Annotated in this window: 28 protein-coding genes; 18 read left to right on the top strand and 10 right to left on the bottom strand. The window is 63.8% G+C overall.

The genetic code is table 11. The features are described 5' to 3' along the window. Positions 1-8 precede the first annotated feature (8 nt). Together JQ616_RS30665 and JQ616_RS30660 are read right to left on the bottom strand one after the other, a co-directional pair. Positions 9-965, bottom strand: coding sequence for an MBL fold metallo-hydrolase (locus tag JQ616_RS30665; RefSeq protein WP_249137481.1), 957 nt, complete (start codon positions 963-965; stop codon positions 9-11). A gap of 247 nt (positions 966-1212) precedes the next feature. Further along, complete coding sequence (locus tag JQ616_RS30660) at positions 1213-2934, bottom strand: adenylate/guanylate cyclase domain-containing protein (RefSeq protein ID WP_212021188.1); 1722 nt, start codon at positions 2932-2934, stop codon at positions 1213-1215. Between the two features lie 95 nt (positions 2935-3029). On the opposite strand from JQ616_RS30660, the gene JQ616_RS39850 reads away from it, so the two are divergent. From JQ616_RS39850 to JQ616_RS30635, 6 genes are all read left to right on the top strand, one after another. After that, positions 3030-3116: an antibiotic biosynthesis monooxygenase gene (locus JQ616_RS39850; RefSeq protein ID WP_349630077.1), complete on the top strand. Its 87-nt coding sequence runs from the start codon at positions 3030-3032 to the stop codon at positions 3114-3116. Positions 3117-3482: 366 nt separating this feature from the next. Next, positions 3483-4886, top strand: coding sequence for a cytochrome ubiquinol oxidase subunit I (locus JQ616_RS30655; protein ID WP_212021186.1), 1404 nt, complete (start codon positions 3483-3485; stop codon positions 4884-4886). Then, positions 4883-5884 (top strand): cytochrome d ubiquinol oxidase subunit II, encoded by a 1002-nt coding sequence (gene cydB, locus JQ616_RS30650; RefSeq protein WP_212021184.1) that lies wholly within the window; start codon positions 4883-4885, stop codon positions 5882-5884. Before JQ616_RS30655 ends, cydB begins: the two co-directional genes overlap by 4 nt. After that, positions 5884-6012, top strand: coding sequence for a DUF2474 domain-containing protein (locus tag JQ616_RS30645; RefSeq protein WP_212021182.1), 129 nt, complete (start codon positions 5884-5886; stop codon positions 6010-6012). The genes cydB and JQ616_RS30645 overlap by 1 nt, the downstream gene beginning before the upstream one ends. A 168-nt stretch (positions 6013-6180) precedes the next feature. Next, positions 6181-6774: a L,D-transpeptidase gene (locus JQ616_RS30640; protein ID WP_212021180.1), complete on the top strand. Its 594-nt coding sequence runs from the start codon at positions 6181-6183 to the stop codon at positions 6772-6774. A 67-nt stretch (positions 6775-6841) separates the two neighbouring features. Beyond that, complete coding sequence (locus tag JQ616_RS30635; protein ID WP_212021178.1) at positions 6842-7879, top strand: amino acid ABC transporter substrate-binding protein; 1038 nt, start codon at positions 6842-6844, stop codon at positions 7877-7879. 173 nt (positions 7880-8052) lie between these two features. Here JQ616_RS30635 and JQ616_RS30630 read toward each other — a convergent pair whose 3' ends face one another. Further along, on the bottom strand, positions 8053-9192 hold the full coding sequence (locus JQ616_RS30630) for an acyl-CoA dehydrogenase family protein (protein ID WP_212021176.1): 1140 nt from the start codon (positions 9190-9192) through the stop codon (positions 8053-8055). Between the two features lie 164 nt (positions 9193-9356). Then, positions 9357-10541 (bottom strand): acyl-CoA dehydrogenase family protein, encoded by a 1185-nt coding sequence (locus JQ616_RS30625; protein ID WP_212021174.1) that lies wholly within the window; start codon positions 10539-10541, stop codon positions 9357-9359. A 168-nt stretch (positions 10542-10709) separates the two neighbouring features. Between JQ616_RS30625 and JQ616_RS30620 the strand changes: the two genes are divergently transcribed. Continuing rightward, the gene (locus JQ616_RS30620; RefSeq protein ID WP_038385649.1) at positions 10710-11255 is read left to right on the top strand and encodes a carboxymuconolactone decarboxylase family protein; all 546 of its coding nucleotides are present in this window, start codon (positions 10710-10712) and stop codon (positions 11253-11255) included. A gap of 134 nt (positions 11256-11389) precedes the next feature. Next, entirely contained in the window at positions 11390-11884 is a 495-nt protein-coding gene (locus tag JQ616_RS30615) for a VOC family protein (RefSeq protein ID WP_212021172.1), read from the top strand. Between the two features lie 26 nt (positions 11885-11910). Here the strand turns inward: JQ616_RS30615 and JQ616_RS30610 are convergent, their stop codons facing one another. Then, a complete protein-coding gene (locus tag JQ616_RS30610; protein ID WP_212021170.1) occupies positions 11911-12414 on the bottom strand; it encodes a DUF2938 domain-containing protein in 504 nt (167 codons plus the stop codon). Then, on the bottom strand, positions 12407-13270 hold the full coding sequence (locus JQ616_RS30605; RefSeq protein ID WP_212021168.1) for a class I SAM-dependent methyltransferase: 864 nt from the start codon (positions 13268-13270) through the stop codon (positions 12407-12409). Before JQ616_RS30605 ends, JQ616_RS30610 begins: the two co-directional genes overlap by 8 nt. Positions 13271-13368: 98 nt before the next feature. Here JQ616_RS30605 and JQ616_RS30600 point away from each other — a divergent pair, with 98 nt between their 5' ends. Beyond that, positions 13369-13806: a helix-turn-helix domain-containing protein gene (locus tag JQ616_RS30600; RefSeq protein WP_212021167.1), complete on the top strand. Its 438-nt coding sequence runs from the start codon at positions 13369-13371 to the stop codon at positions 13804-13806. Between the two features lie 24 nt (positions 13807-13830). Here JQ616_RS30600 and JQ616_RS30595 read toward each other — a convergent pair whose 3' ends face one another. The 4 genes from JQ616_RS30595 to JQ616_RS30580 all read right to left on the bottom strand — a co-directional run bounded on the left by JQ616_RS30595 (position 13831) and on the right by JQ616_RS30580 (position 18183). Continuing rightward, positions 13831-15045, bottom strand: coding sequence for an MFS transporter (locus JQ616_RS30595; RefSeq protein ID WP_212021165.1), 1215 nt, complete (start codon positions 15043-15045; stop codon positions 13831-13833). Between the two features lie 170 nt (positions 15046-15215). Further along, on the bottom strand, positions 15216-16460 hold the full coding sequence (locus JQ616_RS30590; RefSeq protein WP_212021163.1) for an MFS transporter: 1245 nt from the start codon (positions 16458-16460) through the stop codon (positions 15216-15218). 294 nt (positions 16461-16754) lie between these two features. Then, positions 16755-17252 carry a type II toxin-antitoxin system HicB family antitoxin gene (locus JQ616_RS30585; RefSeq protein ID WP_212021161.1) on the bottom strand — a complete coding sequence of 166 codons (498 nt, stop codon included), beginning with the start codon at positions 17250-17252 and terminating at the stop codon, positions 16755-16757. Between the two features lie 241 nt (positions 17253-17493). Continuing rightward, a complete protein-coding gene (locus tag JQ616_RS30580) occupies positions 17494-18183 on the bottom strand; it encodes a DUF938 domain-containing protein (RefSeq protein WP_212021160.1) in 690 nt (229 codons plus the stop codon). 261 nt (positions 18184-18444) lie between these two features. Between JQ616_RS30580 and soxX the strand changes: the two genes are divergently transcribed. From soxX to JQ616_RS30535, 9 genes are all read left to right on the top strand, one after another. Continuing rightward, positions 18445-18735: a sulfur oxidation c-type cytochrome SoxX gene (gene soxX, locus JQ616_RS30575; protein WP_212021678.1), complete on the top strand. Its 291-nt coding sequence runs from the start codon at positions 18445-18447 to the stop codon at positions 18733-18735. A 28-nt stretch (positions 18736-18763) separates the two neighbouring features. Continuing rightward, positions 18764-19258 carry a thiosulfate oxidation carrier protein SoxY gene (soxY, locus tag JQ616_RS30570; protein WP_212021159.1) on the top strand — a complete coding sequence of 165 codons (495 nt, stop codon included), beginning with the start codon at positions 18764-18766 and terminating at the stop codon, positions 19256-19258. A gap of 21 nt (positions 19259-19279) precedes the next feature. Further along, a complete protein-coding gene (gene soxZ, locus JQ616_RS30565) occupies positions 19280-19591 on the top strand; it encodes a thiosulfate oxidation carrier complex protein SoxZ (protein WP_050419904.1) in 312 nt (103 codons plus the stop codon). A gap of 38 nt (positions 19592-19629) precedes the next feature. Continuing rightward, a complete protein-coding gene (gene soxA, locus JQ616_RS30560; RefSeq protein WP_249137519.1) occupies positions 19630-20439 on the top strand; it encodes a sulfur oxidation c-type cytochrome SoxA in 810 nt (269 codons plus the stop codon). Further along, on the top strand, positions 20436-20750 hold the full coding sequence (locus JQ616_RS30555; protein ID WP_212021157.1) for a hypothetical protein: 315 nt from the start codon (positions 20436-20438) through the stop codon (positions 20748-20750). The genes soxA and JQ616_RS30555 overlap by 4 nt, the downstream gene beginning before the upstream one ends. Before the next feature lie 34 nt (positions 20751-20784). Beyond that, a complete protein-coding gene (gene soxB / locus JQ616_RS30550; RefSeq protein WP_212021155.1) occupies positions 20785-22533 on the top strand; it encodes a thiosulfohydrolase SoxB in 1749 nt (582 codons plus the stop codon). After that, a complete protein-coding gene (locus JQ616_RS30545) occupies positions 22530-22985 on the top strand; it encodes a hypothetical protein (protein ID WP_212021154.1) in 456 nt (151 codons plus the stop codon). The genes soxB and JQ616_RS30545 overlap by 4 nt, the downstream gene beginning before the upstream one ends. Before the next feature lie 8 nt (positions 22986-22993). Then, the gene (locus JQ616_RS30540; RefSeq protein ID WP_212021153.1) at positions 22994-23437 is read left to right on the top strand and encodes a DsrE family protein; all 444 of its coding nucleotides are present in this window, start codon (positions 22994-22996) and stop codon (positions 23435-23437) included. 285 nt (positions 23438-23722) lie between these two features. Continuing rightward, entirely contained in the window at positions 23723-24763 is a 1041-nt protein-coding gene (locus JQ616_RS30535) for an MBL fold metallo-hydrolase (RefSeq protein WP_212021152.1), read from the top strand. Positions 24764-24897: the final 134 nt, after the last annotated feature.

The raw sequence follows: 24897 nt of genomic DNA, 5'->3' as shown, positions 1-24897 counted from the left end.
TGCCTCACTCACAACGGAAGCTGAAGCAGGTCTCTTCCGACAACGATGTTGCCTCCAAACGTCCTCCGAACCGCATCTCTCCATACCTCGGGCGCCACGTTGTTGTCACCGGCAGGCACGAAGTGATTTAGAACAAGCGTTTTTACGTTCGCCATCGCTGCGATCCGACCCACGTCCTCCGCGCGAGTGTGGTGGCTCAGAATGCTGGCTTTCAACTTCTCGGCGTTCGGCACGCGGCGCACTACGGTGTCTAGACCGGGTTCGTACAGCGCCTCATGCACGAGATAGTCGGCTCCCTTCGCGAAGTCAGCGAGCGGCGGAAAGAAGGTAGTGTCGCCCGAAAAGACCACTGTCTTGTCGGCCAACTGGAATTTGAAAGCGTAGCTCTCGGTCACCGGTGGATGGTTGACCTTCAGCGCGAAGACGCGAACGTCGTCATGAGACATCGTCAAACCCTCACTCAGTTCGTGAGGCGTAACAAGCTTACGAGGATCTGGCCTGCCTTCATCGGAGATCCGCGTCTCGATGTCGAAACGATTTGACTCCCAGTAAGCGGAGAGCATCGCGGAAAGGCCCATCGGTGCATAGACGTCGACCGGTGTTCGCAATCCAGCCGCCCACGCATTGTATAGAAGCGGGCCAAGCCCGAGATTGTGATCAGAATGGTGGTGCGTGATGAAAATGTACCGCAGCAGGGGCAAGCGCAGCCCGGCATCGACCAGCTTGAAGGTGACGCCGTAACCGGTGTCGACCACGTACGGGACGCCTCTGTAAACCAGCAAATTTGCCGGGGGGCTAGGCGAGTAACCGGTGATGTTCGGGCCACCCCGCGTCCCGAGCAATACGATGCGGTCGGGACCCGGATTATTCGGGGGCTGCTGTGCAACCATCGATTTGACACCTGAGCCGAAGATGCCGACTACAAGACCGGATTCGATCAGAAAACGGCGTCGCGTAAGCGGCATAGCCCCCTCCCGTTACCGGAACCAAATTTTCGAACCGTTGTTGATATTAGTCCACCCGTGTTAGGTAGCGATTCAAGTTCGTAATCGGCTGTTGGCTGATGTGTCCGCCGGAGTACTGGAGATCCGCTTTTGACGCTGAGCGGACGTGTCCACCTGGCCGCAGGTTCAGACGAGACAAAGAATGAAACGGCACTGGCGCGCCAGGAGAAGTCGAACGAACTTCGGCTGCGGTCCACCAATTCGCTTGCTATTCGTACCCCGCCTTCTCCAGCCCACCGAAATAGAGCTCCCTCATCCACGCGTGGGCAATCATGGTTCTTTCAGTTACTTCTTTCAGCGTCTGCACTGGCGTGAGTGATCGGAGGACAGCAACCGCCTCCAAAGCGTCCTCACTTCTGCCGAGATGCGCAAGAGTTGCCGCCTTATAACGCCACGTCACTCTCGCAGATGGCGCAAGCTCGATAGAGCGATCCAATAGCGACAAAGCTTCCGAGAACTTTCTCTCAAAGAACAGAACGATTCCCAGACCTTGGATCAAGAAATAATTGCGAGGATCAAGCGGGTTGATGCGCAGCGCTCTTTCGAAGTTATGGCGGGCAGCGTCCAGTTCGCCGCGATAGAGATAACCAAACCCACTGTTGACGCAGACAAAAGCTGAATTTGGCTGAAGGCGTAAAGCACGCTCGGCGTATTCTCGAGATGAATCATGCTTGCCAACTAGGATCGTATGGACCCAAGAAGCGATTGCCAGCGCAGTGCCATCTTCGGGATCGGCTTGGACCGCCTGCTGAGCGATCCGCTGAGCCTCGAGTACTCGTTCCCTATATGGCTGCGCACCCATGATGCACTGTCGGCCAATACAATCGGCCAAGAGCGCAAGAGCACTGGAATATTGCGCGTCGAGGCTAACGGCCCGTCGGAGCAATTGTTCCGCCTGTGTATAGGACTGTGGATCGAATTGCCGGATGAACGGCTGGGCCCGCAGGAAGTAGTCGTAAGCACTAAGGTCTGAAGTCGGTCTCTTTTTCGACTTTTCTAACTCCCTCAAGTTGATGGTCGGCTCGATAGCCGCAGCGACAGCGGAGGTCATCTCGTCTTGCAGCTCGAAGACGTCTTTGTACTCGCGCTCGAATCGTTCCGCCCAGATGTGATGTCCCGTTTCCGCCTCGATGAGCTGGCCCGTAATACGAACCCTGTTTCCCGCTTTGCGGACGCTTCCTTCAAGGACATATCGGACACCAAGCTCACGCCCAATCTGCTTGATATCGACAGCTCTGCCCTTGTACGTAAATGAGGAATTGCGGGCTATTACAAAAAACCACTTTACCCGCGATAGCGCGGTGATGATGTCCTCGACCATACCATCCGCGAAATACTCCTGTTCAGGATCGCCACTCATGTTCTGGAACGGCAAGACTGCAATCGATGGTTTGGCAGGAAGCGGCGGGTAGGCTGAGTCGCTTTGCACTGTTCTCGTACTCACCGACAGCACCTGCATCGGCCTTGGCAGGTTTTTCAGGCTGACTTCGCCCTTGTCAAGGAACGTGACCTTCACTCGATCCCGAACCTGATCATAGAGGGGCCGCGAGATGGTAATGCCACCCGGCTCGGCTACGCCCTCCAACCGAGCAGCTACATTGACGCCGTCTCCGAGCAGGTCGTCTTGATCGGCTACAACGTCTCCAAGATGGATGCCAATTCGCAGGCGCATCTCGGTCGTTCCGTTTTGGATAGCGATGGCACATTCCAAAGCTCTGACAGGGCTGGCGAACTCGGCGAGGAAGCCATCACCCATCGTCTTGAACAGGCGACCTTCGTGCGCGCGTATTGACGGCTCGATAACTTCGTGTCGCAATCGGCCGAGTTGGACCAAGGTAGTAGCCTCGTCTGCCGCGACCAGCCCCGAGTAGCCGACCACGTCAGCCGCCATGATGGTCGTCAACCGCCTATGGATCGGCTCCTCCTGCACGATCATCCTCCGCGCGACATCAGCATGTATCAAATCACATCGTCGGGGTACCGGGAAGCGATCAGAAACGCTAGACCATCGAGCCAGGGTAGACGTTGCCGCCAATTCCAGGCTTTCTTGGTTTCGAGCTGCATCGCTCAATCGAAAATCCTCATCGTTACCGGTTCCTGACGATGGGATAGCGCTTCTGCTCATAATGCTTTTCGAGCATCGACGACATTCGTCGAATGGCGGGCGCTGGTTGGACCATGTTGCGCTGGGCCGCCCGAGGTAGAGCATACCGAGACGGTGGTATCGACGTTCCAAGAGTCTTCCTGAGGCCCGCTTCTGACGGCCATGCGGACGTCCTTTGTTGGGCGGATGCATGGGTACGCCTAGTGCACGGCATCATGCGGTTGCTTCTAATCGCATGATGTTCCCCCTAGGCAATCCGCCCTGTATTGTCGTCATCGCCGTCGTGGTAGGGTCCACGCCGGGGATGACGCGATCCCGAACGCGCATGCCGTGACCGGATCGCGCCCCAGAGCGTTGGCAATGGGTGGTGCGTGATGTTCGAAGGCTGGGATGCGGTCGTACTCGCCCGCGCGCAATTCGCTTTCACGATGTCGTTCCACATCGTGTTTCCCGCATTCTCGATCGGGCTTGCGAGCTATCTCGCGGTGCTGGAAGCGCTGTGGCTGATCACCAAGCGTGAAGTCTTCATCAACCTGTTCAATTACTGGCTGAAGATCTTCGCGGTCGCGTTCGGCATGGGCGTGGTGTCGGGCATCGTGATGTCCTACCAGTTCGGCACAAACTGGTCGTCCTTTGCCGACAAGACCGGGCCGGTGATCGGCCCGATGATGGCCTATGAGGTGTTGACCGCGTTCTTCCTCGAGGCCGGCTTCCTCGGCGTGATGCTGTTCGGGCTGTCGCGCGTCGGCCCGCGGCTGCACTTCCTGGCGACGATGATGGTCGCGATCGGCACGCTGATCTCGGCATTCTGGATTCTGTCGGCCAATTCCTGGATGCAGACGCCGGCCGGCCAGGCCGTCAATGCCGACGGCCAGTTCGTCGCCGCCGACTGGCTCAAGGTGATCTTCAATCCGTCCTTCCCCTATCGCCTGGTGCACATGGTGCTGGCGGCCTACCTCACCACCTCGCTGGTGGTCGGCGCGGTTGGTGCCTGGCACCTGTTGCGCGACCAGCATCTGGCGGGCGCGCGCGTGATGTTCTCGATGGCGATGTGGATGGCAACCTTGGTGGCGCCGATCCAGATTTTGGCCGGCGACCAGCACGGCCTCAACACGCTGGAGCATCAGCCGGCCAAGGTGATGGCGATGGAAGGCCACTTCCAGAGCCACAAGGACGGTGCGCCGCTGATCCTGTTCGGCTGGCCCGACCAAAAAGATGCCAAGGTGAAATACGCGATCGAGGTGCCGAAACTGTCGTCGCTGATCCTGAAGCATTCGCTCGACGCCCCGCTTGCCGGCCTCGACACCGTGCCACGTGAAAACTGGCCGCCGGTGCCGATCACCTTCTGGGCGTTCCGCATCATGGTCGGGCTCGGCTTCCTGATCATGGGGCTCGGCCTGTTCAGCCTGCTGATGCGGTGGCGCGGCATGCTGTACCAGTCGTCGCTGCTGCATCGCTTCGCGGTGACGATGGGCCCGGCCGGCTTCATCGCCGTGCTCGCCGGCTGGATCACCACCGAGACCGGGCGGCAACCCTTCACCGTCTACGGACTGCTGCGCACCGCCGATTCGGCCTCGCCGCTGGCGGCACCGGCGGTGGGCTCGTCGCTGATCGCCTTCATCATCGTCTATTTCGTCGTGTTCATCGCGGGCGTGATCTACATCCTGCGGCTGATGGCGCAGCCGCCGCACCCCGGCGAGCAAGGCCCGGCAACGAATATCCCCGCCCGCGCGGCCGGCATCACGCCGGCGGCCGGCGCCGTGGAGGGCGCGCGATGATCGATCTCACCATCATCTGGGCCTTCATCATCGCCTTTGCCGTGTTCGTCTATGTCGTAATGGACGGCTTCGATCTCGGCCTCGGCATCCTGTTTCCGCTGTTTCCGCAAAAGGCCGACCGCGACGTCATCATGAACACAGTGGCGCCGGTGTGGGACGGCAACGAGACCTGGCTGGTGCTCGGCGGCGGCGGCATGATGGCGGCGTTTCCGCTGGCCTATGCAGTGCTGATGCCGGCGCTGTACACGCCGATGATTGCGATGCTGCTCGGCCTCGTGTTCCGCGGCGTCGCCTTCGAATTCCGCTGGCGGACCCAGAAGGCGCGCAACAAATGGGATCTCGCCTTTGCCGGCGGCTCGCTGGTCGCGACGTTGGCGCAGGGCATCGCGCTCGGTGCCATCCTGCAGGGCATCCATGTCGAGGGACGTCATTATGCCGGCGGCTGGTGGGACTGGCTGACGCCGTTCAGCGTCCTGACCGGCATCGCGCTGGTGATCGGCTATGCGCTGCTAGGAGCGACCTGGCTGGTGATGAAGACCGAAGGCGGGCTGCGTGACCGCGCCTATCACCTGAGCTGGATCCTGCTGATCGCCATGCTCTGTGCGATCGGCGCTGTCAGCATCGCAACGCCGTTCCTGGCCGTGCAGTACACCCAGCGCTGGTTCGCCTGGCCCAACATCATCCTCACCGCGCCGGTGCCGATCGCGGTCGCCGCCGTCACCGCGCTATTGCTGCGCGCGCTCGGCAGCAAGAACGACCACCAGCCGTTCTTCCTGACACTGGCGCTGTTCGCATTGTCCTATGCCGGGCTCGGCATCAGCATGTATCCCTACATCGTGCCGCAGAGCATCACGATCTGGCAGGCGGCGGCGCCCGCCAACAGCCAGATCTTCATGCTGTTCGGGGTCTCGATCCTGGTGCCGCTGATCCTCGGCTACACCGCCTGGGCCTATTGGGTGTTCCGCGGCAAGGTCCGCCCCGGCCACGGATATCACTGATGCCGTCCCACCCGAATCAGCGGCCGCTCGGCCAGCGCCTGCTGTGGTTCGCGGCGCTCTGGCTCGGCGGCGTCGGCACGGTGACGCTGGTCTCGTTCGTGCTGCGGCTCTGGATCGCGCCGAAATAGGGCAGTCGGCACAGCCGTCGCCGATTCCAGGCGTCAAAAAACAGAAGCATTACAGTGATCTATATCAAGGCCTGCCCTAAACTTGCCATCAAGCTGCCGCTGGGATTTGATGTTCCCGTGATTTGGGTGGAGCAACCATTGGCTGCGCGCCAACAAGGAGAGCTTTGCATGACGAAACTTCGTCACCTGGTCTGGATGTTGATCGCCACGGGCGCGCTCGTGCTGTCGACGTCGCAGGGCTTCGCCCAGAGCCGCCCCGACGCCGACGAGCCCGGCCTGATCGCCGACGACAGCTACCAGCTCGACCCGGAATGGCAGAAGCAGGTCGTGTATTACCGGACCAATGAGGCGCCGGGCACCATCATCGTCTCCACCGCCGAACGCCATCTCTACCTCGTGCAAGGCAATGGCCGCGCGCTGCGCTACGGCATCGGCGTCGGCCGCGACGGCTTCCAGTGGCAGGGGCTGGTGACCATCACCCGCAAGGCCGAGTGGCCGGATTGGACCCCGCCGCCGGAAATGATCGCGCGCCAACCCTATCTGCCGCGCTTCATGGCGGGCGGCCCGGGCAATCCGCTCGGCGCACGCGCAATGTATCTCGGGACCACGGTGTATCGCATCCACGGCACCAACCGGCCCGACACCATCGGCACCGCGATCTCGTCCGGCTGCTTCCGCCTGGTCAATGCCGACGTCGCCGATCTCTACAACCGCGTTCCCGTCGGCACCAAGGTGATCATCCGGCAGAAGCCTGAACTCTGATTTCTAATCTCTACCCGCCTTCGATATCCGACCTGATTTTCCCCCGATCATTCGCGAGAGAGAACCCATGCGTACATTTCGAGGCGGCCTGACGATCGGGCTCGCGGTCGCCGCGCTGATTGCGGCCGCCGCCATCACCTATGAGCGCTATGACACCCGCACGCTGAAGCGCACCGTCCGCCGCGGCGAGGTGCTGTGCGGCGTCAACAAGGGCCTGCCGGGCTTCTCGATCCCGGACGACAAGGGCAACTGGACCGGCTTCGACGTCGACTTCTGCCGCGCGGTCGCCTCGGCGATCTTCGACGATCCGACCAAGGCGAAGTTCGTTCCGCTCGACGCCAGCGAGCGCTTCAAGGAGCTGCAGAACCGCAAGGTCGACATCCTGTCGCGCAACTCCACTTGGAGCATGTCGCGCGAGGTCAATTACGATCTCTATTTCCCGGCGGTCGCCTACTATGACGGCCAGGGCTTCATGATCCCGCGCTCGCGCAACATCGATTCCGCGCTCGACCTGAACGGCAGCAAGGTCTGCGTGCAGTCCAACACCACGACGCAGCTCAACCTCGCCGACTATTTCCGTGCCAACAACATGAAGTACACGGAGATGAAGTTCGACAAGCTCGACGATGTCGTGAAGGCCTATGACAGCGGCCAGTGCGACACGCTGACCTCGGACGCCTCGCAGCTCTATGCGCTGCGGCTCAACCTTTCCAAGCCGGGCGATCACATGATCCTGGCAGACATCATCTCCAAGGAGCCGCTGGCCCCGGTGGTGCGGCAGCGCGACGACGACTGGATGATGATCGTGAAGTGGACGCTTTACGCCATGATCAACGCCGAGGAGCTTGGCATCACCTCGAAGAACATCGACGAGGCGCTGAAGTCGAAGAAGCCGGAAGTGATGCGGCTGGTCGGCACCGAAGGTTCCTATGGCGAGGATCTCGGCCTGACCAAGGACTGGGCGGTGCGTATCATCAAGCATGTCGGCAATTACGGCGAGGTCTATGACCGCAACGTCGGCGCCGATTCCAAGCTGAAGATTCCACGCGGCATGAACCAGCTCTGGAACGCCGGCGGCGTGCAGTACGCACCGCCGATCCGGTGATCGCTGCCTAGATCACCGTCGCTACCGCACCACTCAACTGTCATCACCCGCGAAAGCGGGTGATGACAGTACGCCGCGGCCTCTCCGCTCAATAACAATCGTCTCTGGAATACTGGATCGCCCGGTCGCGCCGGGCGATGACAGTTTGTTGCGCGGCGACGGCGACGCGACGGCTAGTATCCCTTGCCGCTCGCCAGCTGGTCGGTGTGGAAATTGCTGTCGCCGAACAGCTCCTGGCAGACCCGGGCGCGCTTCATGAAGAAGCCGATGTCGAACTGGTCGGTCATGCCCATGCCGCCGTGCATCTGCACGCCTTCCTGCACGGCGCGCGTCGCGGTGGTGCCGGCGCGCGCCTTGGCCACCGAGACCGCAGTGGCGGCCTTCGCGGTGTCGGTATCGAGCGCCTGCAGCGCCTTCAGCACCGCGGCGCGGGTGATCTCGATATCGATGTAGAGTTCGGCGGCGCGGTGCTGCAGCGCCTGGAATTCGCCGATCGCCTTGCCGAACTGCTTGCGCTCCTTGAGATACGTCACGGTCCGGCCGAACACCTCATCCGAGAGGCCGACCATTTCGGACGCCACCGCGCCGCGGCCGATATTGAGCACGCCCTCGAGCAGCGCAAAGCCCTGATCGACCTCGCCGAGCACATGATCGGCATTGACCTCGACATTCTCGAACACGATGCGCGCCGCGTTGTGCGAATCGACCATCGCGGTGCGTTCGACCGTGAGCCCCTTCGCCCTGGGATCGACCAGGAACAGCGTCAGCCCGTTCTTGTCGCCGGCGCTTCCCGCCGAGCGCGCCGCGACGATCAGCAGATCGGCGGTGTGGCCGTCGACCACGAAAGCCTTGTCGCCCGACAGCTTGAAGCCGTTGCCGGCGCGCGTGGCCTGCAACTTGGTCTGCAGCGGGCGATGCTTGGCGCCCTCATCGATCGCGAGCGCCGCCAGCAGCGAGCCGTCGGCGATTTTCGGAAGATGCTGCGCCTTCTGCGCCTCGCTGCCGCCGCGCGTCAGCGCCGATGCGGCAAGCACCGAGGTCGCAAGGAACGGCGACGGCATCAAAGTGCGGCCGATCTCCTCCATGACGATGCCGGCCTCGACGCAGCCGAGGCCGCTGCCGCCGAACTGGTCCGGTACCAGCAGCCCGGAGAAGCCCATCTCGGCAAACGTCTTCCAGAGCTCGCGCGAGAAGCCGATGGTGTCCTTGGCATCGCGCAGGCCGCGCAGATGCGCCACCGGCGCCTTGTCGCTGATGAGACCGCGCGCACTGTCGCGCAGCATGGATTGTTCTTCGGTGAGGACGAGGGCCATGGATTAATTCCGCTCTTCGATAATTCAAATTCGGTCGATGTTGAGTTCGTCATTCCGGGGCGCGACATCGTCGCAAGCCCGGAATCCATACTCCCGATCGTGGTTATGGATTCCGGGCCTGGCCCTTCGGGCCGTCCCGGAATGACGCGTGGTGAAACGGTGCGTCACGCGCCCGGCAGATCGAGGATGCGCTTGGCGACGATGCCGAGCATCACCTCCGAGGTGCCGCCCTCGATCGAGTTGGCCTTGGTGCGCAGCCAGGCGCGCGGACGGGCGCCGCCCCTGGAGCGGTCGCTCTCCCACTCCAGCGCATCGATGCCGCCGGCCGACATCAGGATCTCGTAGCGCCGCTTGTTGAGCTCGGTGCCGTAATATTTCATCGCCGAGGAGAACGCCGGATGCGACTGCCCGGCCTTGGCGAGATCGACCGCGCGCTCGGCGGCGGCGGCGAGCGCCGCCTCATCGACCTCGAAGTTCGCGATCTGGCTGCGCAGCTGCGCGTCGTCGAGCTTGCCTTGCGCATCCGCACCGACCGAGTCGGCGGCGATCTGGCCGAGCGGACGGCCGACGCCGCGCTCGCCCATGCCCGAGATCATCGCGCGCTCATGCTGCAGCAGGTACTTCGCGACATCCCAGCCGCGATTGACGGTGCCCACCACATGCGACTTCGGCACCCGGACATTGTCGAAGAAGGTTTCGCAGAACGGCGAATAGCCGGAGATCAGCAGGATCGGCTTGGTCGACACGCCCTTCGAGGCCATGTCGAACAGGATGAAGCTGATGCCGTCGTGCTTCTTCGCCGCCGGATCGGTGCGCACCAGGCAGAAGATCCAGTCGGCATAGTTGGCGTAGGAGGTCCAGATCTTCTGGCCGTTGATGATGTAGTCGTCGCCGTCGCCGACCGCGCGGGTCTGCAGCGAAGCGAGGTCGGAGCCGGCGTTCGGCTCGGAATAGCCCTGGCACCAGCGGATCAGGCCCGCGGTGATCTTCGGCAGATGCTCCTTCTTCTGCTCCTCGGTGCCGTATTTCAAAAGCGCCGGTCCGAGCATCGAGATGCCGAACGAGGTCAGCGGCTGGCGCGCGCCGATCGCCGCCATCTCCTGGCGCACGATCTTGGCCTCCTCGCCGTCGAGGCCTCCGCCGCCATACTCCTTCGGCCAATGCGGCACGGTCCAGCCCTTGTCGCGCATCCGCTCGAACCAGACGCGCTGCGCCTCGGACGAGAATTTCGTGTTGCGGCCACCCCAGAAGGTGTCGCCATCCGAGGTCATCGGCTTGCGCATCTCAGCCGGGCAGTTCTGCTCCAGCCAGGCGCGGGTCTCTGCGCGGAATTTCTCGAGGTCAGCCATGGTGCGTTTCCAGTCAAATTCGACGAATTGGATTCGACCTTAGACCTACGCCGCCGCCGAATTCAATATGCCTCGCGGCCGCGCCATGCTCTGGCGTCGCTACTCACCTTGCGCGATCGGGTGTATCGCCGAGATGGGGTAACGATTGAAAAACAAGAGGAAACGGTCATGCGGCTGAAGCTGCTTTCGCCTAGCGAAATGAACGCCGCCCAGAAAGAAACCTACGACGAGTCGATCGCCGGCAAGCGCGGCGCGCCACCGGCGCCGATGATGGCCTGGCTGAACAGCCCCGAGATGGCACGGCATGCCACGCGGCTGGGCGAGGTGCTGCGCTTCGACACGATCTTTCCGCCCAAGCTGTCGGAGATCGCGATCCTGGTCACCGCGCGGCACTGGACTGCGCATTACGAATGGTATGCCCACAAGCGCCTCGCGCTGAAGGGCGGGCTTGATCCGAAGATCATCGAGGACATTCGCGTGCGCCGGACGCCGACCTTCGACGATCCCAAGGCCAGGGTGATCTACGACGTCGCCAAGGCACTGCATGAAGGTCACGGCCTGCCGAAGGCACTGTATGACGAGGCGGTCGAGGTGCTGAGCCAGCGCGGCCTGGTCGAGGTGATCGGCCTGTGCGGCTACTACACCATGGTGTCGATGACGCTGAACACGTTCGAGTTCCAGCTGCCCGGCGGCGAGCTGTCGGAGCTCTGCTAGGTCAGGCGGACCGGGGCGCCTTTCGGAAACCTTGCGTTTCCGGATCGGTCGCTCCGCGTTCGGCAAATCCGGACTATATCAACGGCAGAAGCCTTGCCCGTAACGCAGGGCGCTGACCCGATCGGAGCCGGACTATGGCGCAAAATCCTCCCATCATTGCTGGCACCCGGATCGGGCATGTCCACCTCAAGGTGGCCGATCTCGAGCGCGCGCTCGGCTTCTATTGCGGCGTGCTCGGCTTCGAACTGCAGCAGCGGATGGGCGCGGACGCGGCCTTCATCTCGGTCGGCGGCTATCACCACCACATCGGCCTCAACACCTGGGAGAGCAAGGGCGGACGGCCGCCGCCGCCCGGTACCACCGGCCTGTTCCACACCGCCATCCTCTACCCGACCCGCCCGGCGCTCGCCGACGCGCTGCACCGGGTGATCTCGGCCGGCATCCAGCTCGACGGCGCCAGCGACCACGGCGTCAGCCAGGCGCTGTATTTGCGCGATCCCGACGAGAACGGCGTCGAGCTGTATTGGGACCGGCCCGAAGCCGAATGGCCGCGCGGCGCCGACGGCAAGCTTTCGATGTTCACGCGGCGGCTGGATCTCGAGGATTTGCTGAAGCAGCGGGCGACGTAATTCCGTAACGCGGACTACGCGCCCCCCTACAAGCGCAGCCACGCGCGCCCGAGCCAGCCGGCCGCGTAGAGCCCAATGCCAAACACCGCATGCGTCACGAGGCTCTGCAGCCGCGCTGCCCACGGATCGGGCGTGCGGCTCGCGGCTAGGCCGGCGCCCATCGCGGGCTGCATCACCAGGAATGGCGCGGCCACGCTGCCGATCCCGACCATCAGCGCCGGTCCGATGGTGGGCTGCCGCACCCAATCGAGGCCGAAGATCGCAAGCAGCACGCCGGCAAACCCGATTCCGATCAGATAATGCGCGGCCCAACCGATCACGCGCTCACCCGCAACCGGTGGTGACGCGGCGATGCGGTCGTGGCGCAGGCGCCCGGATAAGAGATGGCCGAGCCAGCGACCGACCAAAGCATAGTCCAGCGACGGGATGCCGAGCAGGCGCCTGCGGATGATCCCCCAGATGTCCATCGCGATGGTCGCGCCGGTCCCGATCAGCACGGCGCTCGCGAGATAGTCCACGGCGTCAGCCATGTGCAGCCTCCGCCGGCGCTCGTGCCGCGACCATCCAGCAGGCCGCGGTGAAACGAATTTCGTTCCCGTGGATATAGCGATCGAAGGCACCGCAGACGGTCTCGATCACTCGCGTGCGAAGCGGCTCTTGCATCCCCTGCAGCATCACGCCGACCGGGCCGAGCCAGCTCACATAGCGGGTCAGCTCCGACACCGGAAAGCTGAGCGCGGCGTCGACCGGCTCGATCGCGATCTTGTCCCAGCCGCCGTCCTCCAAGATGCTTTCGACCCGCGTTCGGTCCGCAAAGCCGAACTGCCCCGGTGCATCGGGACGCCGCGCCGGAAGATTCGGCAGCAACGGCTTTGCCGCCTGTTCCGCGGTCGTCATGAATGGATTCTCGGCGGCACCTCGCCACACGATCAAGCGGAGCGCAGCACCCGGGCGGGCCGCGCGGCGTAGATTGGCGAAAGCCCGCCCTGGATCAGCAAAGAACATCACGCCGAGACGCGAGATGATCATGTCGAAGCTCGCGGGCGTGAACGGGTAGGTCTGCGCGTCGGCGCAGATGAAGCTGGCCGGCCGCCCTTCCCGCTCCGCGCGGGCGCGCGCCGCTGCGATCATCGGTTCGGAGATGTCGATGCCAGTGCAATGCCCCTGCGGGCCCAGCGTTCGAGCCGCAGCGAACGTCGTGGCGCCTGTGCCGCAGCCAATGTCGAGCACACGGCTGGCCGCGGCATCGAACACCGCCTGAACCAGCAGCTCCTCAAGCGGCCTGAACATCCCCTCGAGCACGTCGCGTGTCTCGACCCAGGCACGGCCGGCGGCGCCGTTCCAGAGTTTGCCCTGCTCGTCCTCGGCCTGCGGTGCGATGCGCATGATCTCGTCCTTGTTGCCTTGCCGGTTGCCTTGATGCTTGCCTGGCGCAAGCGGTAGGCTGCACACTGCCAGTTCAAGTGAACTTGAGGTCAAGGACCATGCGGGACATCGACATCGCGGAGGTGGCGGAGCTGTCGGGCGTTCGCGCTTCGACCTTGCGCTTCTACGAGGAAAAAGGCCTGATCGCCTCGCACGGCCGGCGCGGGCTGCGCCGGCTGTTCGATCCGGGCGTGCTGGACCGGCTGGCGCTGATCGCACTCGGGCGCGCCTCCGGCTTCTCGCTCGACGAGATCGGGCGAATGTTCGCGCCCGATGGAAGACCGCGCATTGACCGGAAAATGCTTGCCACCAAGGCCGACGAGCTCGACCGCACCATCCGCAGGCTCAACGCGATGCGTGACGGCCTGCGCCACGCCGCCGTCTGCCCGGCACCGAGCCACATGGAATGCCCGACCTTCCGACGCCTGCTACGGGCCGCGGCGGCCGGCAAGATCGGCGAACCGAAGAGGGCCAGGAAGTCACGCCGCAAATCGTAGGCGGGATGCCGCCTCGCTTCCGGGCTACTTCCCTTTCGTCATGATCGTCGCCGCCGCGATCAGCTCCAGCCCGATGCAGCCATAGAACGGCAGCGCGTAGCTGCCGGAGAGATCGTGCAGCAGCCCGATCACGCCGGGCCCGAAGGCGTAGGTGATCTGGTTGATCGCGGTGATCAGGCTGACCAGCACGCCGAACGCGCGCGGATCGAATTCGCGCTGCACGATCAGCGCCGGCAGCGTGATCAGATTGCCGACCGAGAAGCCGAACAATGCGCAGGCGGCGATCTGCACGAAATCATTGTGCACATTGATGATGAGCGCGAGTGCGATCGCCTGGCTGACAAAGGACAGCGCCGACGCCAGCCGCTGGTTGAGCCGGTCGATCACGAAGGAAAACGAGACGCGGCCGACCACAGCCATCGCGGTCAGCAGCGCCATCGCCACCGTCGCCCGCTCGCGGCCGATCACCTGGTCGAGGTAGGCGATCAAGTGGACGATGAAGCCGACCTGGGCGAACAGCACCAGCGCGAAGGCGATCGAGACCGAGAGGAAGCGGAGATCGCGCAGCGCATTGGCGCGTACCTGGGTCGCTGACGGGGCGTCGGCCGCCGCAGAGGTCACCGCGTGCAGATGCACCGGCGGCCGTCCGACGAAGATCAGGATGACCGGCACCATCACCACGACCAGCAGCACCGCGGCCGCGATCATCGCGCCGGAGAAGCCGAACGCGCCGATGCCCGCGACCAATAGCGGCACGCCGACGATGCCGCCGAAGCTCGCGCCGTTCAGCGCCAGGCTGATTGCCATGCCGCGCTTCTTGTCGAACCACAGGCCGAGCGTGTTGGTGATGATGCCGAGGCTGGTGCCGGCCCAGCCGAACGCCAGCAGCGCATCGGCGAGATAGAGCTGCCAGGGCGCGCGCACCTCGCCGATCGCGACCGCTGCGACCGCCATCGCCAGGGTGCCGGCGATCAGGCAGCTGCGCGCGCCGAACGCCTTGATCGCCTCGCTGACGAAGGCGACCAGCGCCGCGCCGAACAGATAGAAGAAGGTGGTGCCGGACGAGATCAGCGACGCCGGCCAGCCGTGCAGCCGCTGCAGCTCGGCGACATAGACGCTCTGTCCGTAGAAGCCCAGTCCCCAGCCGAAGGTCGCAAGCAGGAAGCAGACGGCGACGATGCGCCAGCCTTCATAACCGACCGAGGATTCGTCTGCTTGTGTGGGCGAGGATGCGTCCATTTGTTGCTCTTGCTTCTCACATCGTCAGGGCCGGATTGATCCGTTCCCACGATGTAAAGAGCCGTGCAAGCCATTCACTTCGAAACGGATCGAAGTGTCAGCAACTGGCAGCAGGAAACTCTTTTGGGCGCGTTCTTCCGGAAAACCACGCCACACTTCCCGGAACATGCCTAGATGCTGGAACCCGGGATTTCTTCCACCGCGCGCAATTTCGCCCGCCGCCTGGCGAACGAGGCCAGCGACAGCACGGCAAGCCCGAGCAGCACCGGCGGAAACACCACCATGTTGACGGCGTTCCAGCCGTAATGCGCGAGCAGCTGGCCGGACGAGAACGAGCCGATCGCCATCATGCCGAAGACGAGGAAATCGTTGAACGCCTGCACCTTGTTGCGTTCCTGCGGCCGGTGCGTTTCCAGCACCAGCGCAGAGGCGCCGACGAACGCAAAATTCCAGCCGATCCCGAGCACGAACAGCGTCGCCCAGAAGTGCGGCGCGGTGATGCCGGACAGCCCGATCATCGCGGCGACCGCTTCCAGCGTCAGCCCGAGCGCGACGATGGCGGGCGCGCCGAAGCGAGCGATCAGCGAGCCGGTGAAGAAGCTCGGGCCATACATCGCCACGATGTGCCACTGGATGCCGAAATTGGAATCGCTGACCGTGAGCCCGCACATCTTCATCGCGAGCGGTGCCGAGGTCATCACCAGATTCATCATCGGATAGGCGATCACGCCGCACAGCGCCGCTGCAATGAAGCGCGGCTGTTTGGCGATCTCGAGCAGGGGACGGCCGCCATGCAGGTCCGCCGCCGCAGGCTTTGGCGCGTCGACGCCCGACAGCACAGCCATCGCCACCAGCGCGACCAGCGCCTGCATCACGAAAGAGAACGCGAACAGATAGGGCGGCCAGATGTCCATGGTCCATTGCACGAGCTGCGGTCCGAGCACGCCGGCGAACACGCCGCCGGCCATCACCCAGGACACCGCCTTGGGCCGGAACGCGACGCTGGCGCCATCGGCCGCCGCAAAGCGATAGGACTGCGCGACGGCGCCGTAGAGCCCGCCGAGGAAGGTCGCGCCGCAGAACAGCCAGAACGATGAATGCAGGATCGCCCAGGCACCGAGCGCGCCGGTGAGCGTGCCGCAGAAGGTGCCGACGATGAAGGCGACGCGCCGTCCATAGGCGCGCGAGATCGCGCCGGTCGGCAGCGTGCCGGCGGCCATCCCGAGCACATACATCGAGAGCGGCACCGTCGCGAGCGAGACATCAGGCGCCAGCGTCGCGCCGACGATCGAGCCGGTGGCGAAGATCACGGCCGAATTGGCGCCGGTCAGCGCCTGCGCCGCCGCAAGCCGCCATACATTGCTGCGCGCCCGCGCGTCATCGCTGGTTTCATCCACAGCCGTCACATCGATCATCGGTGGTCCCGCACTGAAGCCCCGGCGGGAGCCTCCAAATCGTGGACACTATGGAGAGCGGGTGCAGGCCGATCAACCGGCGCAAACGGACGTAGGCCATGCGGGAGGCGCACGAGGGTGGGGCTGATCGAAGACTCATACTCCGGCGTCGTCATGGCGAAGGCCAGGACCCATAACCACCGAATCATGTTGTGAGAGGGGAGCGCGGCCCCAGCTACGTTCAACAATCACCATCTGGGGTAATGGGTCCTGGCCTTCGCCAGGACGACATCAGTGTATTCCGACGCACAACCATCACCGCACCGGCTTCTTGCCCGGCCGTTTCTCGGCGCGCAGCGCGCCGGTCTTGTGCACCTTGGAGCGCGGCGCGATCGGGGCGCCGCGCGGATAGCCGCCCGGCCATTCGAGCGCGAGCGAGCTCGCAAAGCCGAAGAAGCTCGAACGGCTCATGCCGAGCTCGGCCGCACGCTTGTCGATCCGTGTGATCAGGCTTTTCGGCAAATAGACATTCACGCGCTCGGATGGATCGGGCGGATCGACGCCGACCATGAAGAAGGCGGCAACGTCAGAGCCCTTCGGCGGAACGATCCGCTCGATCGGCGTCGGCTCCGGCAGCGCGTGGCCCTGCTCGACCCAACCATCCATCGCCTGCGCCAGCGCATGCTCGGCGCGCTCGATCGCCTCCTCCTGCGACTTGCCGCCGGCGACGCAGCCCGGAAAATCCGGAAACCATGCCCCGAACGTGCCGCGCGGACCGCGCTCCAGCACGGCCGGATAAAGCCGTCTCTTCATTGTGGCCTCCGTCGTTGATGTATGCTATTTGACACACCTTGGTGTGTCAAATCACACAACACGCGGGAGGACGCGGCTCTATTGCGATGCCGGGATTCCCGATGAGCATTGCTGGCTGCGCGGGGACGGATGGTGCCTGGCTTACGACTAGAGCGCGATGAGATTTGGTTGAATCGTCATCGCGCTCTAGTTTCCTATTTTAGCATGATCCTTCTTAAAAACCGCTTCGCACGTTTCCGGATCATGCTTCACCCGCATCCTTCCGCACAAACATCAGGATCATGTTGTTGGCCGGCATCTCGAACGTGCCGCCGAGCTTCAACCCGACGAGCTCGGCAAGCGCCTCGACATCGGCGATATCGCGCACACCCCATTCGGCGTCGCGCTCGCGCAGCGAGGTGTCGAACACCGCATTGCTGAGCGCGGTGTGCTTGCCGCCGCGCTTGAACGGGCCGTAGAGGAACAGCCGGCCATCGGCGCGCAGATGCCTGGAGGCGCCGGCGAACAGGCCCTCGGCCACGCGCCACGGCGCGATGTGGATCACATTGGCGCAGAAGATCGCGAGCAGTTTGTCCGGATCTTTGCCGTCCGACGGCGCGGGCGACCAGGCGGGATCGGACAGATCGATCGGCTGCGGCGGCCGGATGTTGGCAAGGCCGGCATGCGCACGCCAGGCCTCGATGCTGCGCAGATGCGCGGCATGGAGGTCGCTCGGCCACCAGATGATGTCGGGGGTCTGGCCGGCGAAATAGACGACATGCTGGCCGGTACCGCTGCCGGCCTCCAGCACGTCGCCGGACTGACCGGCGAGGTAATTCTTCAGCACCGCCCAGATCGGCTGGTGATTGCGGTGGAAGGCTGCCGCGTCGAGCCGCCCGTCCGCCTCGACCGGCCTGCCGTCCTTGCCGAACTCCACCACAAACTCCGCCACCGCGCTCTCCTTACGCCTCAACCGCACTCAACCGCACCAACATGACAGATGGAAGGCGCAGGAGACACTCCAGTTCCGGACCGCCACGCTTCCATTAACCCCGTCGCAACGCGCCTATTCTCCGTGTTGCCAGCCGATGGCCTTTGTGCTTTCCACTCTTTATATTGCGATGGGATCATCGAGATTGAAGCCCGGGAAACGTCCTTGATCGCCACTTTCGTTAAGCCAGCCTTCGTTCTGGCGCTGCTGGCAGGCATCGCCATGGCCGCGCCCGCGCAGGCCCAATCCGCCGCCGAGGGCCAAAAGCTCGCCTTTGACCGCGGCAAGGGCAATTGCCTGACCTGCCATGTCATCAAGGGCGGCGAACTGCCCGGCAGCATCGGCCCCGAGTTGACCGGCCTCAAGGCGAAATACAGCCGCGACGAGCTGATCGCGATCGTGACCGACGAGACCAAGCGCAACCCGCAGACCGTGATGCCGCCGTTCGGACGAAACCGGATTTTGAGCGAGAAGGAAATCAACGCGGTGGTGGACTTCCTGCAGACGCTGTGACGCCGCACCGCTTGAGGAGAGTTTTTCGATGAACATCACGACCAGCGAATTTTCCGGAACGCGCCGTCTGCTGCTGAAGGGCGCGGGTGTCGCCGCACTGATCGGCCTTGGCGTCATTCCGTTCGACGTGCCGCAGGCGCTCGCCGCCGCCAACGACAAATATCCGGAAGAGGCGTTCAAGCAGAAGAACGAGGCCGACGCGATCAAGGCGCTCTACGGCAAGACCGCCGAGCCCTCGGACAAGGTCAAGATGGACGCGCCCGAGATCGCCGAGAACGGCGCGGTGGTGCCGATCTCCGCCACCACGACGCTGGCAGACGTCACCTCGATCTCGTTCCTGGTGAGCGAGAACCCGATCTCGCTGATCGCATCGTACAAGATTCCGGCCGGCACGCTGCCGAGCGTCGCCAACCGCATCAAGATGGCCAAGACCAGCAACGTCACCGTGATCGTCGAGGCCGGCGGCAAGCTCTACAGCGCCCAGAAGGAAATCAAGGTCACCGTCGGCGGCTGCGGCGGCTGAGCTAAAAAAGGAAAAAAAGCGATGGCATCGAGCATTCGCGTGCGCGCCACCTCAAACGGCGACACCACCGAGGTGCAGGCGCTGATCCAGCATCCGATGGATTCCGGCTTCGTCAAGGACGCCAAGGGCGAGATCATCCCGCCGCATTTCATCCAGGTGCTGACCTTCGAGTATGACGGCAAGCCGGTATTCGTCGCCGACTGGGGCGGCGGCGTGTCGAAGGACCCCTACGTCAAGTTCGCCTTCAAGGGCGGCAAGAAGGGCGACGACCTGAAAGTCAGCTGGGTCGACAACAAGGGCGCGACCGACACCACCACGGCGAAGATTCAATGACGCGGCGCTTCGTAGCAATCGCGACGCTTGCGCTCGGCATGCTGGCGCTTGCGCCGGCCGCGCGCGCGGCCGAGAGCGTCGATCCCGCTGCCGACAAGGCCGCGTTTCAGAAGTTCTTCACCAGCAAATTCCCCAAGCTGAAGCTCGAGGATTTCGTCAACGGTCCCTATTCGATGAATGAGGACCTGCATAAGCAGTGGGAAGAGAAGGAGCAGTTTCCGCCCTACGAGTTCTCGCTCGAAGCCGGCAAGGAAATGTTCTCGACGCCGTTCAAGAACGGCAAGACTTACGCCGACTGCTTCCCGAACAAGGGCATCGGCATCCGCCAGAACTATCCCTATTTCGACGAGAAGGAAGGCAAGGTCGTCACGCTCGAGCTCGCGCTCAACCGCTGCCGCGAGGCCAATGGCGAGGCGCCGTTCTCCTATGTGAAGGACGACATGGCGGCGCTGACCGCCTACATGGCCTTCACCTCGCGCGGCAAGCCGATGGACATCAAGATCCCGAACGATCCGCGCGCGCTGGAGGCCTACCAGAAGGGCAAGGAATATTTCTACACCCGCCGCGGCCAGCTCAATTTCTCCTGCGCCACCTGCCACATCCAGAGCCCGGGCGAGCGGATCCGCGCCGAGGTGCTGGCGCCGGCGCTCGGCATCCTGAACGCAATGCCGATCTACCGCTCGGAATGGTCGGGCATGGGCACCACCAGCCGCCGCTTCACCACCTGCAACAGCCAGATCCGCGGCGTGCCGCTCAATCCGCAGGACGACGAGTACCGCAACCTCGAATATTATTTGTCCTATGTCAGCAACGGGCTGCCGATTTCGGGTCCGGGAGCACGGCCATGAGCGCTGTGATGAAAGCGATTTTCGCCGCTTCCGCCCTGCTGATCGCGACCGCACCCGCCGCCCTTGCCGCTTCCGAGGCCGACTACAAGGCGGCCTATGCCGCGGCTGAAGCCGCCAACAAGGAAGCAGGCTCTCTGCGCAACCAGTGGACCACGACGGCCTCGACGCTCGCCGCCGCAAAAAAGGCCGGTGAGGCTGGTGATTTCGACACCGCAGTCGCCCAGGCCAAGGAGGCCGAGGCACTGGCAAAGGCATCGATCTTCCAGGCCACCAGCGAAAAGGAACGCTGGAAGGACATGGAAGTTCGTTAAAGGCGCGCTGGCCAGGGGCCGCGCGGAGAGAGTGATGATCATCCGCCGCCGGGATTTCCTGAGAGCTTCGGCCGCCGCGACGCTTGTGGCCGGCCTGCCCCGCCTCGCGCGCGGTGCCGATACCGCGAGCGTCTACGACCTCGAACGCTTCGGCAACGCCCGCATCCTGCACATGACCGATACGCATGCGCAGCTGAAGCCGGTGTTCTTTCGCGAATCCAGCGTCAATATCGGCGTCGGCGCGATGGCCGGCCAGCCGCCGCACCTGGTCGGCAAGGCGTTCCTCGACCGCTTCGGCATCCGGCCCGACAGCGCCGACGCCTATGCCTTCACCTGCGTCGAGTTCGAAAAGGCGGCCGGCCGCTTCGGCCGGCTCGGCGGCTTTGCCCATCTGAAGACGCTGGTCGACAAGCTGCGCGCCGACGTCGGCGAGAAGCGCTCGATCCTGCTCGACGGTGGCGACCTCTGGCAGGGCTCAGGCCTTGCCAACGCCATGAACGGCGCCGACATGGTCGAGGCCGCCAATCTGCTCGGCATCGAGGCGATGACCGGGCACTGGGAATTCACCTATGGCGAGCAGGTGCTGCGCGACAATCTCTCGCGCTTCAAGGGCGAGTTTCTGGCGCAGAACGTGTTCCTGACCGAGGAAGCCGCGTTCAACGACGCCAAGGCGTTCGATCCGGCCTCGGGGCGGGTGTTCAAGCCGTCGATCATCAAGGAGATCGGCGGCCATCGCGTCGCGATCATCGGCCAGGCCTTCCCCTACGTGCCGATCGCCCATCCCAAGCGCTTCACGCCGGACTGGAAATTCGGCATCCGCGACGAGGAACTGCAGAAGCTCGTTGACGGCCACCGCAATGACGACAAGGTCGAGGCGGTGATCCTGCTGTCGCATAACGGCATGGATGTCGACCTCAAGCTTGCCAGCCGCGTTACCGGCATCGACGTCATCCTGGGCGGCCACACCCATGACGCGATCCCGATTCCGATCACGGTGACCAATGCCGGCGGCGTCACGCTGGTCACCAATGCCGGCTCCAACGGCAAGTTCATCGGCGTGCTCGATCTCGACCTTACCAAAGGCAAGGTCGCCAATGTCCGCTACCGCCTGCTGCCTGTTTTCGCCGAGCTGTTGAAGCCCGATCCGGCGATGCAGGCGCTGATCGACAAGATGCGCGACCCGCATGTCGACGAGTGGAGCGACAAGCTCGGCACCGCCGATCGCCTGCTTTACCGCCGCGGTAATTTCTCCGGCACCGTCGACCAGCTGATCTGCGATGCGCTGCTGAACGAGCTCAACGCCGAGATCGCGCTGTCGCCCGGTTTCCGCTGGGGCCTCACCACGCTCGCCGGCCAGCCGATCACGATGGAAGACGTGCTGTCGGAAACCGCGATCACCTATCCCGAGACCTACGTCGCGACGATGACCGGCAGCCAGATCAAGGATGTGCTGGAAGACGTCTGCGATAACCTCTTCAACACCGATCCCTATTATCAGCAGGGCGGCGACATGGTCCGTGTCGGCGGCCTCGCCTACACCTGCACGCCCGGCGAGAGCGTCGGCAAGCGCATTTCCGAGCTGAAGTTCGGCAACGGCAAGCATGTCGAAGCCGGCAAGCACTACAAGGTCGCGGGCTGGGCCTCGGTCAACCAGCAAAGCGGCGCGCCGATCTGGGATGTGGTGGCCAAACATCTGCGCGCCGGCCGGCCGCCGAACCGCGACGAGCCCGGCGTGACGCTGAAAGGTGTCGACGACAATCTGGGCATTGCGAGGCACGGATGATGCGGCGCGCGCTGATCGCGGCGTTCGGCCTTGCGGCGATCGCGCTTGCGACGCCGCTCGCTCGCGCCCAGCTGGCACCATTGCAGGACAAGCCGTTCGCCGAGCACAAGGTCGTGCTGCAGCTCTCCGACAATGACCCGAAGAAGCAAGGCCTCGTCATCAGCGTCGCCAACAATCTGATGAAGCACTACGACCCCGACAAGGTCGCGGTCGAGATCGTCACCTTCGGCCCCGGCATTGAGCTGCTCAAGCCCGACAACCCAAACCGCAAGCTGGTCGAGAGCCTGGTCGCGCAGGGCGCGCGGGTCGACATCTGCCTCAACACCGTCGACACCATCGAGCGCGACACCGGCAAGCGGCCGGACTACATCGCCGCTGCAACTCCCGTGCAGGTCGGCGTTGCGCAGATTTTGCTGCTGACCGAGAACGGCTACACACTGGTCCGCCCCTAGGAGTCCCCATGCTTCGCCGTCTCGCCGCCGCCGCGCTGCTTTCGCTTGCCTTTATCGCGAGCGCACTCGCCACCGACAAGCCGCACCGCATCGCGATCCAGGTCGACCAGAACGACCCGCAGGTCATGAATCTCGCGCTCAACAACGCGACCAACGTGATCGAATATTACCGCGCCAAAAACGAGGACGTGGAGATCGACATCGTCACCTACGGCCCCGGCCTGCACATGCTGCGCAGCGACACCTCGCCGGTGCAGGAGCGCATCAAGCGGCTCAAGGATTACGTCTTCCCCGGCAAGATCCAGTTCTCCGCCTGCAACAACACCAAGCAGGGCATGGAGAAGGCCGAAGGCCACGCCATCTCCGTCGTCCCCGACGCCACCATCGTACCGTCGGGTGTGGTGCATCTGATGGAGCTGCAGGAGCAGGGCTGGAGTTACGTGAGGCCGTAGGCCTCCAAGGTGCAGAGCACAACCCGTCATCCTGAGGAGCCGCGAAGCGGCGTCTCGAAGGATGCACGGCCCCATTGCTTCCGCACGCCAATCCCCCTCCCTGAAAAAGCCGGGCGCTCGACCCTTTGAGACGCCGCTTCGCGGCTCCTCCAGCGACAACGGCAAAGCCGTTGCGCGGGGGTGACGGTCAGGGATTGGTCTCCGGGGATGGATTTGCTTTGAATCGACCCTATCTATGGAATAATATCCTCCATGCGACTCGACCCGGAGAACAGGTAAGCCGCCATGATCTTTCGCCAGCTCTTCGACAGCGTGTCCGGTACCTACAGCTACCTGCTCGCGAGCCGTGCCGGCGGCGAGGCGCTGATCCTCGATCCCGTGCTCGAGAAGGCCGACCGCTACTGCAAGCTGCTGCAGGAACTCGACCTCAGGCTGGTGAAAGCCGTCGATACCCATCTGCATGCCGATCACGTCACCGGCCTCGGCGAGCTGCGTGACCGCACCCAGTGCATCACCATCATGGGCGAGCAGAGCAAGGCCGACGTGGTCTCGATGCGTGTCTCTGACGGCGACAAAGTGACGATCGAGGGCCTCTGCCTCGAGGCGATGTATACGCCCGGCCACACCGACGATTCCTACAGCTATCTGATGGGTGACCGCGTCTTCACCGGCGACACGCTGTTGATCCGCGGCACCGGCCGCACCGATTTCCAGAACGGCAGCGCGCGGGCGCAGTATGATTCGATCTTCAACCGCCTCTTGAGGCTGCCCGAGGAAACGATGGTGTTCCCCGCGCATGACTACAAGGGCGACACCGTCTCCACCATCGGTGAGGAGAAGCGCTACAATCCGCGGCTGCAGGTGAAGTCGATCGACGACTATGTCGAGCTGATGAACAACCTCAACCTGCCGAACCCGAAGCTGATGGACGTCGTGGTGCCCGCCAACATGCATGTCGGCCTGCACCAGGACGAGCTCGCGAAAGAAGGCCTCTCGCTCAGCGCGCGCGACGCGATCTCAAGCCTCGGGCGGCCCGATATCCTGCTGGTCGATTTGCGCGAGAGCGCTGAGCGCGCCAAGCACGGCACGCTCGCGGGCGCGTTGCACGCGCCCTATCCGGGAATCGGCGCCGGCCTGCAGCCCGGCGGCATGCTGCGCGAAGTCGCCGCCGCAACCGGCCGCCGCGTGGTGTTCTTCTGCGCGTTCGGTGAACGCTCGGCGATGGCGGTGGCTGCCGCGAAGAAGGCAGGGCTTGCGAACACCGCCCATATCGAGGGCGGCATCGACGCCTGGAAGAAGGCCGGCGGGCCGGTGGTGTTGGGATAGTCGTGTAGCCGCAAGCGCACGTATCTCACCGTCGCCCTGAGGTGCTCGCCCCTTCGGTGAGCCTCGAAGGGCGACGGCTCCGCTCCCTACGCGAATACTTGGAAACGTCCGGGCCATGCATCCTTCGAGGCTCG

This window comes from Bradyrhizobium tropiciagri (assembly GCF_018130545.1).
GTDB classification, from domain to species: domain Bacteria; phylum Pseudomonadota; class Alphaproteobacteria; order Rhizobiales; family Xanthobacteraceae; genus Bradyrhizobium; species Bradyrhizobium tropiciagri_A.
Note: the sequence above shows the minus strand (reverse complement) of the source record. Positions and strands in the feature narration are given on the sequence as shown.